The organism is Micromonospora orduensis, from assembly GCF_006228125.1.
GTDB lineage: Bacteria > Actinomycetota > Actinomycetes > Mycobacteriales > Micromonosporaceae > Micromonospora > Micromonospora orduensis.
In genome coordinates, this window is the sequence record NZ_VDFY01000276.1 from 1 (window position 1) to 12,361 (window position 12,361).

Here is a 12,361-nt window from a genome sequence, read left to right on the forward strand (position 1 = left end):
CCCCGGGTGCGCGCGGCGCGGCGGGCGGCGGCGCGTTCCCGCGCGGCGCGCTCCGCGGTGGCCTGCCGGGCCAGCGAGTCGGCCCGGCCCGCGATCGAGGAGACCCGCTCCTCGGCGGTACGGACCGCGAGCCGGACCTCCATCTCGTTCTGCCGGGCCTGCGGCACCATCGCGGCGAGCTGGTCCCGTTCCTCGCTGGACGGCTCCGCGTCGACCGGGGTCTCCTCGGCCAGCCGCAGCCGCTCCTCCAGCTCGGCGAGCGCGGTGAGGTCCCGTTGCCGGGCCGCCTCGGCGCGGGAGCGGGAGTCCCCGAGCCGGTCGGTCTCCGCCTTCGCCGAGCGGGCCGCGGCGCCCAGCTCGGCGAGCCGGCGGGCGGCGGCGTTGCGGTGGCTCTCCGCCTCGCGCTTCTCGGCGGCGGCGTGCTGCACCCTCTCCTTGGCGGCGGCCACCTCGGCGCGCGCCTCGACGAGCTGGTCGCGCAGCTCCGCGCCGGCCCGCTCGGCGGTGAGCCGGTTGGCGCGGGCCTCCTCGACGGCCGCCTGCACCTCGATGTAGCTGGGCGCCTTGGCCGACCCGCCGGCGGCCGCGTACGCGCCGACCACGTCGCCGTCGGGGGTGACGGCGCGCAACTCCGGGTTGCCGGCGACCAGTTCCGCCGCGGCGGCCAGGTCGTCGACGAGCGCCACGTCCCGCAGCGCCCGGTGCACCGCCGGACGCAGCTCGGCCGCGCACTCCACCAGGTCGGGCGCCCAGCGGGCGCCGTCGGGCAGCTTCGGGCGCAGCGCGTCGGCGGAGCCGGTCATGCCCGGTCCGCCCGGGCTGCCGACCAGCAGGCCGGCCCGGCCGGCGTCGGAGATCTTCAACAGCCGCATCGCCTCGACGGCCTCGTCGACGCCGCTGACGGCGACCGCGTCGGCGAGCCCACCGAGCGCGGCGGCCAGCGCGGCCTCGTTCCCGGGGGCGACGGTGAGCAGCCCGGCGAGGCTGCCGAGCAGGCCGGGTACGTCGTCGGCGCGGGCGAGCAGCGCGCCGGCCCCGTCCTTGCGCCGCAGGCCCAGGGCGAGCGCCTCCTCGCGGGCCTTCCAGGTGGCGGCGTCCTTCTCGGCGGCCCGCTCCGCGTCGGCCAGCGACCGGACGCCTGCCTGCGCACGCTCCTGCTCGGCGACCGCCTCGGCGTGCCGGGCGTCCAGGTCGGCGTTGTCCCGGTCCGCCTCGGTGGACTGCGCCGCCACCGCGTCCAGGTCGGCCTGTGCCTGTTCGGCGCGGGCCAGCGCGTCGGCGTGCGCGACGGCGAGCCGTTCGATCTCCTCGCCGGCGCTTGTGGTCCGAGCGCGGGCCGAGTTGACCTGGCCGGTGAGTCGGGCCATGCCCTCGCGGCGGTCGGCGATGGCCTTGGCGGCGGCGACCAGCTCCCGCTCGGCGGCGGCGAGCTGCCGTTCCAGCTCCTGGCGGTGCTCCACCGCCTCGGCCAGCCGGATCTGGTCGTCGGTGAGCGCCGCGCGGAGCTCCTCCTCCTGCTCGCGGACCCGCTCCGCCTCGGCCTCCAGCTGGTCCGGGTCGCGGCCAGGCCGCTCGTCGTCGCCGGTGGCGCTGAGGTGCCGGAGCCGTTCCCGGGCGAGCTGCTCGATCGAGCGGAAGCGTTCCTGCAGGGCGGACAGCTTGTACCAGGTGTCCTGGGCGGCGGCGAGCAGCGGAGCGTCCTCCGCGAGGGCGGCCTCCAGCTCGCCGAGCCGGCCCTGCACCTCGGCGTGCTCGCCCTCGATCTGCTCGCGGCGCTCCCGCAGCGCGGTCTCGTCGGCGATCTCCCGGTCCAGGGTGGTGCGCAGGGTGGCCAGGTCGTCGGCGAGCAGCCGCAGGCGGGCGTCGCGCAGGTTGGCCTGGATGGCGGCGGCGCGGCGGGCCACCTCCGCCTGCCGGCCCAGCGGCTTGAGCTGGCGGCGCAGCTCGGCGGTGAGGTCGGTCAGGCGGTTGAGGTTCACCTGCATGGCGTCGAGCTTGCGCAGCGCCTTTTCCTTGCGCTTGCGATGCTTGAGGACGCCGGCCGCCTCCTCGATGAACGCGCGGCGGTCCTCCGGCTTGGCGTGCAGCATCCCATCGAGCCGGCCCTGGCCGACGATGATGTGCATCTCCCGGCCGATGCCGGAGTCGGAGAGCAGCTCCTGGATGTCGAGCAGCCGGCAGGAGTTGCCGTTGATCTCGTACTCGCTCTCGCCGGAGCGGAACATCCGGCGGGTGATGGAGACCTCGGTGTACTCGATCGGCAGCGCGCCGTCGGTGTTGTCGATGGTGAGGGTGACCTCGGCGCGACCCAGGGGCGCGCGACCGGCGGTGCCGGCGAAGATGACGTCCTCCATCTTGCCGCCGCGCAGCGCCTTGGCGCCCTGCTCGCCGAGCACCCAGGCGATGGCGTCGACGACGTTGGACTTGCCGGAGCCGTTCGGGCCCACCACGCAGGTGATCCCGGGCTCCAGCTTCAACGTCGTGGCGGAGGCGAAGGATTTGAAGCCCTTCACCGTCAGGCTCTTGAGATACACCTTCTCGATCCTCGTCCGGTGGCCGCCGTACCGTCGCCGGCTGCGCGGACCTGGGTGAACCCGCAGACTAACCCGGTGACGCGAGCGGGCCGGCACGCGACCCGCCCCGGACGGCGCCGGCGAAGGGTGCGGGACGCGTTCGGAAGGGCCGCGCGGAAAGACAAACGCCTTTCATGATCGGCTTATCCGTCGAGGCTTTCCCGGGAGTGTCGACCCTTTCCGGGTCAACCCACTTCAAGATCAGGAATCGTCGAACGCGAAAGGGAGCCGGACAGCGTTGCGCGCCGGCACGTGACGTGTCGGCGCGCTTTTCTGCGATGGTGCGATTCAGTTTTCCGACCCGAAGGTCAGGTCAGCGCCGGCTCGGCCAGACGGAGCAGATCGTCCGCCTCCGCCGCAGCCGCCGCGAGCCGATCATTGTCGGCACGCAGACGCGTGATCTCGAACTCCAGTGCCTGAACCCTGGCACGCAGCCGGGTGACCTCGTCGAGCAGACGCCGGTCGGGCGCTGCACCTACGTGGCCGTAGAGGGCCTTCGCCATGCTGACTCCTTGATATGCGCTGCCGGAAAGGCCGGCCAACGCGCGCCCATTTGTACGCGGCTGTCATTCCAGGCTGTATCTGGGCATGACCGGGCGCGACTGGCGACACCTATATATTGAGCCGCAAACCCCTCCTTCGTCAAGTTCTCGCAGGCCGTAGATCATCTCCACGTCGACCTGTCCACTTGTCGGGGGGCTGCCTCAAGGCACGGACACGCTCTGTCCGGACACCTTTACTGTACGCCCCGATTCCCGGAAGTCCGCCCCCTGGCGTCCGACTTCCCCTTAACTCTTCCTTAGCCACGTTGCCGCAGCTTGTGGGCGGGTCGTAGCGTCACCCCGGCCATCAACCGACCCCGTGGAGGCAGAGGCGTGTACGGCTGGACCGACCCGATGGACCCGAACGGCGCCCCCCGGCGCGCCGAGCGGCAGACAGACGAGCCGGACTGGCTGCGCGACCGCCCGGAGCCCCGCTCGGCCTACCTGTTCGGCGACGACCCGGACCGGCCCGGCGACGAGTGGCAGCGCGAGCAGCCCACCGCCCGCTGGCAGCCGGAGCCCGCCGCCCCCGCCGACGCGTACACCGCCGCCTGGCCGGCCCACCAGCCGGTCGACGACGACCCGACCAACTGGCGCGGTCGCGCGGACACCACAGGCGGTTGGCACGCCGACGCCGGCCCGGAGTCCGCCGACGACTGGAGCACCGCCGACGACGAACCCACCGCGCGGCCCGGCGAGGGGCGGCACCGCTCCCCGCGCCGCTGGCGCCGGCCGCTGATGATCGGCGGCGCCGCCGCCGCGGCCACCCTCGTGGTGAGCTTCGGCGTCGGAGCGCTCGCGCTCCCCGGTGGCGACGACAGGGGCAGCGAGCCGACGGCCGTCGACGACACGTACGCCGCGTCGGCAGCGCCGACCGACCAGCCGGCCCTCGACACCCTCGCCGCGCCCTCCCCGAGCGGCACACCCACTGCCGCCCCGCCGAGTCCGTCGCCGAGCAGGGTCGTCAAGCCCACCCCGGCGCCGTCGCGGACCACCGCCCCGTCGCGACGCGTCGCACCGCGCAGCACAGCGCCGATCACCACAAACGGCTCCGGCAGCGCCAGCGGCACGGTGAGCAGCCAGGCGCGCGAGGTGGTGAACCTGGTCAACGCCGAACGGGCCAAGGCCGGCTGCAAGGCGCTGAGCATCGACGACAAGCTGATGACCGCCGCGCAGAAGCACAGCCAGGACCAGGCCGACCACCAGAACATGTCGCACACCGGCAGCGACGGCAGCAACGCCGGCGTACGGCTGGACCGCGTCGGCTACGCGTGGCGCACCTACGGCGAGAACGTGGCCTGGAACCAGAAGACCCCGGCCTCGGTGATGGACGCCTGGATGAACAGCTCCGGCCACCGGGCCAACATCCTGAACTGCGCGTTCACCGAGATCGGCGTCGGCATCGCCAGCAGCAACGGCCCGTACTGGACGCAGGTCTTCGCGGCGCCGCGCTGACCGCGCGTCGTCCGCGCCCCCGCGTTCGTTTGACCCGGTGAGGTACGTCGGGCCGAGCGCGGGGCCGGCGTACCGGCCGAGGGCGGCGACGGACCGCCCGGGACCCGGGAGCTGCCGATGCGGATCCGGCCGCGGCGACCTGCCGCGACGCGTTCACTGCGCCGCCTCCTGGCCGCCGGCCTCGCGGCGGTCCTGGTGGTGCCGGCGTACGGCTGCCGCGCCGAGCTGACCCCGCCCGGCGCACCCACCGCGTGGCCGGCCGGCCAGTCCCGCCACTGGCAGTGGCAGTGGCAGCTGACCGGCCCGCTCGACCCGACAGTGGACGCCGATGTCTTCCTACTGGACCCGGTGGACACCACTGCCGCGCAGACCGCCGAGCTGCGCTCGGAGAACCGTCGACTGATCTGCCAGGTGCACGTCGGGTCGGTCCGTCCGGCCGACCCGGACGCCAGCCGCTTCCCCGAGACCGTGCGGGGCTCGGTCGGGCGGCGACCCGGCAGCCGGTGGCTGGACGTCCGGGGATGGGACGCCCTCGAACCGGTGCTCGCCGACCGGTTCCGGCTGTGCCGGGGCAAGGGCTTCGGCGCGGTGGCCCTCGCCGACGCCGACGGGTACGCGTCCCGCACCGGGTTCCCGCTCGACTTCGACGACCAGTTGCTGTTCAACCGCCGGCTGGCCCGCCTGGCCCGGTCGTTGAGCCTCTCCCCCGGCCTGGTCAACGACGTGCCGCAGGTCGCCGCGCTCGCACCCGACTTCGACTTCGCGGTCAACGAGGAGTGCGTCCGCCTGGGCCAGTGCGCCAAACTGCTGCCGTTCGCCGATGCGGGCAAACCCGTCTTCCACGTCGAGTACACCGGCTCGACCGGCGACTTCTGCGTCACGACCGTCGGCTACGGCTTCGCCTCGATTCGCAAGGACCGCACGCTTGACGCCTCGCGGGACGCCTGCCCGCGGCCCTGAGACGGGCTGGCCGGGCCGCGGTCGCGGCCCGGCCACACCGTCCGGTCTCAGGGCACCGGCACCAGCTCCGGCGCGGGGGCCGGCGGGTCGGCGGGAGCGGACGCCGGACGCTGACGCAGGAAGCGGGGAGCCCACCAGTTCGCGTCGCCCAGCATGGTCATCAGCGACGGCAACACCACTCCGCGGATGATCGTGGCGTCCAGCAGGATCGCCGCCGCGAGACCGATGCCGAGCTGCTTCATGTCGATCGTGCTCAACGTGGCGAAGATCGAGAACACGCCCACCATCACGATCGCCGCGCTGGTGACCACCCCGGCCGACGAGGTGATCCCGTACGAGACGGCGTCGCGGTTGGGCATGCCCGCCCGGATCCCCTCGCGGATCCGACTGACCACGAACACGTGGTAGTCCATCGAGAGGCCGAACAGCACCACGAAGAGGAACAACGGCAGCCAGGACACGATGGCGCCCATCGAGGTGAAGCCGAGCAGCCCCTCGGCCCAGTCGCCCTGGAAGACCAGCACCAGCAGCCCGTACGCGGCGCCGGCGGAGAGCAGGTTCAGCAGGATCGAGCTGGCCGCGACCACCACCGACCGGAAGGTGAGCACCATGACCAGGAAGGTGAGCACCAGCACGAAGCCCATCACCAACGGCAGCTTGTCGCGGACGTGCTGCGCGTAGTCCTCGCTGTCGGCCACGCTGCCACCCACCGCGTACTCGATGCCGGGGATGCCCCGCAGCTCGGCCGGGACCAGGTCCTCGCGCAACGTCTCCAGCGACCGCACCGACCGGTCGTCCCGGCTGGCGTACGGGGTGGCGACGTCCAGCACCGACACCCGCCGGTCGTCCGACACCTGGATCTTCGGGCCGTCCGCCTCGGTCGGGGCGAACAGCGGGTCACCGGCGGCTCGGGTGGCCAGGTCGGTGAGGGCGGCGCGGACCCGGTCGGCCTGCTCGGCCGGCGCCCGGACGGCCACCACGTGGTTGGTGCCGGTGCTCGGGAAGGCGGCGGTGAGCCTGTCGTACGCCTGCATGGCCGGGGTGGTGCGGGGCAGGTCCTCCATGCCGGGGAACTTCAGCTTCATGCCCAGCGCCGGCGCGGCGAGGGCGAGCAGCAGCCCGACCGAGATCACCAGGGTCACCACCGGGGCGCGCAGCGCGGGCCGGAGCAGCGCCGGCCAGAGCCGCGGCGGGCGGGGCGTGCCGTGCCGGCCGGTACGCGGCGCGGTCAACCGCCAGAGCAGCGGCACCCGCGGCCGGTCGACCCAACGGCCGAGCTTGGCCAGCAGGGCGGGCAGCACGGTCAGCGAACCGGTGACCGCGACGGCGACCACCAGGATCGAGCCGACGGCGAGGGACGAGAAGACCACGTCGCCGGCGAGCAGCAGCCCGGCCATCGCGATGATCACGGCGAAGCCGGAGACCACGACGGCGTGCCCGGAGGTCTCCGCGGCGATCTCCACGGCGTCCAGACCCGACCGACCCTTGGCGCGTTCCTCACGTTCCCGGCGGATGTAGAACAGCGAGTAGTCCACCCCGACGGCCATGCCGATCAGCAGGATCACCGGGGACGTGGTGTCGGTGGCCGGCACCAGGTGCGAGGCGAGGGTGGACAGACCCATCGCGGCGGCGACCGAGGAGAGCGCCAGCAGCACCGGGACGCTCGCCGCGATCAGCGCGCCGAACGCGATGATCAGGATGGCGAGGGTGACCGGCAGGCTGAGCAGCTCGGCACGCTTGAAGTCCTTGCCCAGGGTGTCGTCGAGGGCCTGACCGATCGACGGCCCGCCGACCTGCTCGACGCGTACCTGCGGATACGCGGTCTGCACGGTGGCGGTGGCGTCGCGCAGCGGCTGCACCCGGTCCGACGCCGTCTCCGGATCACCGGACATGGTGATCGGCAGCAGCAGCGCGGACCCGTCCCGGGCCGGGACGGGCTGGCCGACCTCGGCGACGCCGGTGACCGTCCGCAGGCGGGCGGCCGCGTCGTCGGCCGCGGCCTTCGCCGCCGTCGCGTCCAGCGCGCCGCCCCGCGAGGTGATGAGGACGTTCTCCACGGCCGGGTCGTCGAAGTCGCCGGCGTCCACGATGAGGCTTGCCCGTCCCGCCTCGCCGATCGCCTGGTCGCCGCTTGTGGCCTCGTTGAGACCGGCGGCGTTGCCACCGACGAAGCACACCGCCACGAACACCGCCCACAGGGCGATTGCCCGCCACGGGTGCTCGGCGCTCCACCGCGCCATCCGCACCGTCACCGGTCTGCCAGCCATCTCGGGTCCCCCTGTCACGTCAACCCCCTGTCAACGGTGCTGACGCTAGGGGCGTGACGAGGCGGTCACATCGGGGATCGGCCCTGGCCCGCCCCGGAACCCGTACACAAGGAGAGGCGGGCCCGTCCGGCGGGCATCCCCCACGATTCGGGCGCCCGCCGGGGTGCGGCCCGGAGCGTCCGACCGCGACCCGCCGATGCCGACCCGGAGCCGGCTCCGGGTCATCCCCGAACGGCACCCCGAGGTCGCGGCTGGCAACGCGGGCAGCTGTACGACGAACGGTTCATGAACGCCTCACGGCGGATCGGCGTGCCGCACCGCCGGCACGGCTCGCCCTCGCGCCCGTAGACGTTCAGCTCCCGGTCGAAGTAGCCGCTCTCACCGTTGACGTTGACGTAGAGGGCGTCGAAGCTGGTGCCGCCCTCCCTGATCGCCTCGGCGAGCACGTCCCGGACGTGACCGAGCAGCCGCAGCGTCGCCGGGCCGGTCAACGCGTCGGTGGGGCGCGCCCCGTGCAGCTGGGCACGCCAGAGCGCCTCGTCGGCGTAGATGTTGCCCACCCCGGAGATCAGGCTCTGGTCGAGCAGGGCCCGTTTCACCTCGGTCCGCCGTCGGCGCAGCGCCGCGACGAACGCCGTGTCGGAGAACTCCGGGTCCATCGGATCGCGGGCGATGTGCGCGATCTCCGTGGGCAGCTCGGCGCCGCCCTCGCTGACCGACAGTCCGCCGAACGTACGCTGGTCGACGAAGCGCAGCTCCGGTCCGTCGTCGGCGAACCGGAACCGCACCCGCAGGTGCGTCTCGTCCGGCGTGCCGGGTGGTTGCAGGAGCAGCTGACCGGACATGCCCAGGTGACCGATCACCGCGTCACCGCTGTCCAGGGGGAGCCACAGATACTTGCCGCGCCGCCGGACGTCCAGCACCGTCCTGCCGGCGAGCACGTCGGCGAAGTGCGCGCCACCGGGGACGTGCCGGCGGACGGCGCGCGGGTGGCGGACCTCCACCGAGCCGATCCGGCGGCCGATGACCCACTGGGCCAGCCCCTGCCGGACGGTCTCCACCTCGGGCAGCTCAGGCACGCCCCGCCCCCGCGTCACGGTCGACGGCCACGCCGACCCGGTCCTGCGCGCCACCGCCCGACGACTGCTGAGCCGCGACGTCGGCCGGCATCACCTGCGCCAGGTGGTCGGCCTCCTCCGTCCGGGCCGCCCGCTCGGCCCGCTCCAGCGGACCGACCGACTCCCGGTCGGCCGACCCGTCCCGGCCGGCCGAACCGTCCTGGCCGTTCTGGTCGGCGAGCGTCCGCCAGGCCGCCTCCGCCGCCCGCTGCTCGGCCTCCTTCTTGCTGCGCCCCTCGGCACCGCCGTACCGGTTGCCGGCCACCACCACCCACGCGGTGAACGTCTTGAGGTGGTCCGGGCCGGTGCCCTCGATCCGGTACTCCGGCACCCCCAGCCCGAGCGCCGCCGTCAGCTCCTGGAGGCTGGTCTTCCAGTCCAGCGCGGCGCCCCGACCGGCCGACTCGGCCATCAGCGGGTCGAAGAGCCGGTGGATGACGATCCCGGCGGTGTCCAGCCCGTACTGGAGGTAGATCGCGCCGAGCAGCGCCTCCAGGGTGTCGGCGAGGATGCTCGCCTTGTCCCGGCCCCCGGTGGTCTCCTCACCCTTGCCGAGCAGCAGGTACGCGCCGAGGCCGTCCGGGCCCAGCCCACGGGCCACGTCGGCGAGCGCCCGCATGTTGACCACGCTGGCGCGCAACTTCGCCAACTGCCCCTCGGGCAGGTCCGGGTGGTTGTGGAAGAGCGCCGTGGTGATCACCACGCCGAGCACCGAGTCGCCGAGGAACTCCAGCCGCTCGTTGGTGGGCAGACCACCGTTCTCGTACGCGTACGAGCGATGGGTCAACGCGCGTTGCAGCAGCTCCGGTTCCAGGCTCACGCCGAACGCGGCTTCCAGGTGACCGACGGACGCCCGCCGCCGCTTGTCGTTGCTCATGTGCGTACCTCGGTGTCGGTGGAACGGTCGGTGTTCTCCGTCGCGACGTCGCCGTCGAGCAGGGCGGAGACCAGGTCGGTGGCGTGCCGCCGCCACAGGTGGGCGGCGAGGGCGATGCCGGAGGCGACATCGTCGGGGCGAGCGGAACCGTGGCAGACGACCACCGTTCCCGCCACGCCCAGCAGTGCGGCGGCGCGGGGGGCGCCGCCCCCGGCGGGCGGGCCGCCGGCCATGGCGTACGCGCCCTCGATGGCCTTGAGCAGCACGTTACCGGTGAAGCCGTCGGTGACCACGACATCGGCGCGCGCGCCGAGCGTCACGTCGTACCCCTCGACCAGGCCGACGTAGCGTGCCCCACCGGGCAGCGGCTCGACGGCCAGCAGCGGGTCGGTGGCGCGGCGGACCCGGTCGCCCTTGCCCGCCTCCGTGCCGACCGAGAGCAGGCCGACGCGGGGCGCGGCGATCGAGTGCGCCACCTCGGCGTACGCGGCGCCGAGCACGGCGTGTCGGGCGAGGGTGGCGGGGCGGGGCTCCAGCGAGCCGCCGACGTCGAGCAGCACGACCGGCCCGGTGAGCGCGGGCAGGGTGGCGGCCAGGGCGGGCTGACGGATCTCCGGCCAGCGGCCGAGACCGAGCACGGCGGCGGTGACTGTCGCGCCGGTGGCGCCGGCCGAGACCAGGGCGTCGGCGGTCCCGTCGCGGACGGCGGTGACCGCGGCCCGCACGGTGCTCTCGGCGCGGGCGGCGCTGGGATGGTCGGCCATGCCGACGACGGCACGGACCGGCCGCACGGCGATCCGGGACCGTTGGGCCGGGTCGAGCGCGGCGATCAGCTCGTCGGCGACCTCGGTCGGACCGACGAGCAGCAGGTGCAGGTCAGGGTCGGCGCGCACAGCCCGCAGAGCGCCGTCAACCACGACGGCGGGAGCATCGTCCCCGCCGAGGAGGTCAACGGCGATCCGCGCGGTGCCCGGCTCCACCGGAACGTCGACCGGGTTGGGCCGGCCGGCGTCGGAGGGAGCCGGGGCACCGGGCGAATGCCAGGGTGCGCGCGCCGCCCGACCTGGGGTCGGGGGCGTCACTCGGCGTCCAGGTCAGACCTCGATGACCTGGCGGCCGTTGTAGGTGCCGCAGACGGAGCAGGCGGCGTGCGGCAGCTTCGGGGACTTGCACTGCGGGCACGCGACGGTCGCGACCACTGTCGCCTTCCAGTTCGCCCGGCGGGACCGGGTGTTGCTGCGCGACATCTTGCGCTTCGGGACGGCCACGGTTCTTACTCCTCTGTACGGGTCAGTTGCGACAGGCCCGCCCAACGCGGGTCGATCTGCTGGTGACTGTGGTCGGCCGGCAGATCGTCCCAGTGCGCCCCGCATTCGGGGCACAGTCCTGGGCAGTCCTCCCGGCAGAGCGGGTTGGTCGGCAGCGTGAGCACCAACGCGTCCCGCAGCGCCGGCTCCAGGTCGATCAGATCGCCCTGCATCCGGCCCACCTCGTCCTCGTCGGTCGTGGCGTCCGTGGTGCTGTTCTCGTACGCGTACAGCTCCTGGATCGTCACGGCCATCGATTCGTTGATCTCGCGTAGGCAGCGCCCGCACTCGCCCCGGATGGGACCGGTGATGGTCCCGGAGACGAGCACACCCTCGGACACCGACTGCAACCTCAGATCGAGGTCGAGGTCCGCGCCCTCCGGCACGCCGATCAACTCCACACCGAGGTCCGTCGGTGCCGGCACGACCCGCTGGACCTCACGCAACGCACCAGGGCGGCGCGGCAGGTCCCTCGTGTCGAGGACCAGCGGCGACCTGGGGTCGAGTGTCGATGGCGAGTGCTTGGGCATAGTCAGACTCCGGCCGGTGAGAGGCCGACAAAAAAGGTTACCTGGGCGACCGCCGGACCGTCGAACCGGGGGCGACGCCCGCCCGAGAATGTCGGCTGGTGAGGTGCCGCTCAGAAGGGTAGCGGGCGTTCGGCCTCATCCCCACCGAAGGTGCCGATCTCCCGCAGCGCGTGCATCTTGTCGCGGCCACGCTCTATCGAGGCCAGGGCCCTGGTGAGGAACTGCTCGAAGTTGGCGAGCGCGGTGTCGACGTAGTCGTCGACCTCCTCACGCAGGCGCTGCGCCTCGGCGCGGGCCTCGGCGATGATCCGGGCGCCCTCGTGCTCGGCCGACACGGTGATCTCGTTCACCGACACGAGGCGGGCGTGTTCTGCCTCACCCTCGCTGATGATCCGGTCCGCCTCGCGCTTGCCGGCCTCCATGATCTTGTCCCGCTCGTCCAGGAGCGCGGCGGCCCGGCGCAGGTCGGCGGGGAGTTCGGCGCGCATCTCGTCCAGGGCCGCGATCATCTCGCCCCGGTCGACCATGCAGTTGTTGCGCGACATCGGGACGGAGCGGGCCTGCTCCACCATGGCGATCAGTTCGTCGATGCGATCGAGCGGGTCCACCGGTACCTCACTCCTGTCGTTCGTCGGCCGACCTCCATGATGCGGGCTACGGCCGGTCCCCCGCTTGACCAATCATGTCGTGCCCGCCCCACACCTGCCCCTGTCTCTTATAAACATCTGACGC

Annotated in this window: 11 protein-coding genes; 2 read left to right on the forward strand and 9 right to left on the reverse strand. The window is 73.3% G+C overall.

All coding sequences use genetic code 11. The features are described 5' to 3' along the window. Together smc and FHG89_RS29820 are read right to left on the reverse strand one after the other, a co-directional pair. Window positions 1-2,534, reverse strand: a 2,534-nt coding sequence (gene smc / locus FHG89_RS29815; protein WP_139587723.1) for a chromosome segregation protein SMC, incomplete at its 3' end; no start/stop codon positions are given. 347 nt (window positions 2,535-2,881) lie between these two features. Beyond that, window positions 2,882-3,076, reverse strand: coding sequence for a hypothetical protein (locus FHG89_RS29820; protein WP_007456482.1), 195 nt, complete (start codon window positions 3,074-3,076; stop codon window positions 2,882-2,884). 372 nt (window positions 3,077-3,448) lie between these two features. Between FHG89_RS29820 and FHG89_RS29825 the strand changes: the two genes are divergently transcribed. Next, window positions 3,449-4,570 carry a CAP domain-containing protein gene (locus tag FHG89_RS29825; RefSeq protein WP_139587724.1) on the forward strand — a complete coding sequence of 374 codons (1,122 nt, stop codon included), beginning with the start codon at window positions 3,449-3,451 and terminating at the stop codon, window positions 4,568-4,570. Between the two features lie 117 nt (window positions 4,571-4,687). After that, on the forward strand, window positions 4,688-5,530 hold the full coding sequence (locus tag FHG89_RS29830) for an endo alpha-1,4 polygalactosaminidase (RefSeq protein ID WP_139587725.1): 843 nt from the start codon (window positions 4,688-4,690) through the stop codon (window positions 5,528-5,530). A gap of 47 nt (window positions 5,531-5,577) precedes the next feature. Here FHG89_RS29830 and FHG89_RS29835 read toward each other — a convergent pair whose 3' ends face one another. From FHG89_RS29835 to FHG89_RS29865, 7 genes are all read right to left on the reverse strand, one after another. Continuing rightward, complete coding sequence (locus FHG89_RS29835) at window positions 5,578-7,797, reverse strand: MMPL family transporter (protein ID WP_139587726.1); 2,220 nt, start codon at window positions 7,795-7,797, stop codon at window positions 5,578-5,580. A 221-nt stretch (window positions 7,798-8,018) separates the two neighbouring features. Continuing rightward, complete coding sequence (mutM, locus tag FHG89_RS29840) at window positions 8,019-8,876, reverse strand: bifunctional DNA-formamidopyrimidine glycosylase/DNA-(apurinic or apyrimidinic site) lyase (protein WP_139587727.1); 858 nt, start codon at window positions 8,874-8,876, stop codon at window positions 8,019-8,021. Beyond that, on the reverse strand, window positions 8,869-9,792 hold the full coding sequence (gene rnc / locus FHG89_RS29845; RefSeq protein ID WP_167517563.1) for a ribonuclease III: 924 nt from the start codon (window positions 9,790-9,792) through the stop codon (window positions 8,869-8,871). The genes mutM and rnc overlap by 8 nt, the downstream gene beginning before the upstream one ends. After that, window positions 9,789-10,772 (reverse strand): phosphate acyltransferase PlsX, encoded by a 984-nt coding sequence (locus FHG89_RS29850; protein WP_139587728.1) that lies wholly within the window; start codon window positions 10,770-10,772, stop codon window positions 9,789-9,791. The genes rnc and FHG89_RS29850 overlap by 4 nt, the downstream gene beginning before the upstream one ends. A gap of 114 nt (window positions 10,773-10,886) precedes the next feature. Then, a complete protein-coding gene (rpmF, locus tag FHG89_RS29855) occupies window positions 10,887-11,060 on the reverse strand; it encodes a 50S ribosomal protein L32 (protein WP_074317731.1) in 174 nt (57 codons plus the stop codon). A 5-nt stretch (window positions 11,061-11,065) separates the two neighbouring features. Then, window positions 11,066-11,629 (reverse strand): YceD family protein, encoded by a 564-nt coding sequence (locus FHG89_RS29860; RefSeq protein ID WP_139587729.1) that lies wholly within the window; start codon window positions 11,627-11,629, stop codon window positions 11,066-11,068. Window positions 11,630-11,739: 110 nt separating this feature from the next. Next, window positions 11,740-12,237, reverse strand: a complete 498-nt coding sequence (locus tag FHG89_RS29865; RefSeq protein ID WP_089017300.1) for an SPFH domain-containing protein — start codon at window positions 12,235-12,237, stop codon at window positions 11,740-11,742. Between the last annotated feature and the right edge of the window lie 124 nt (window positions 12,238-12,361).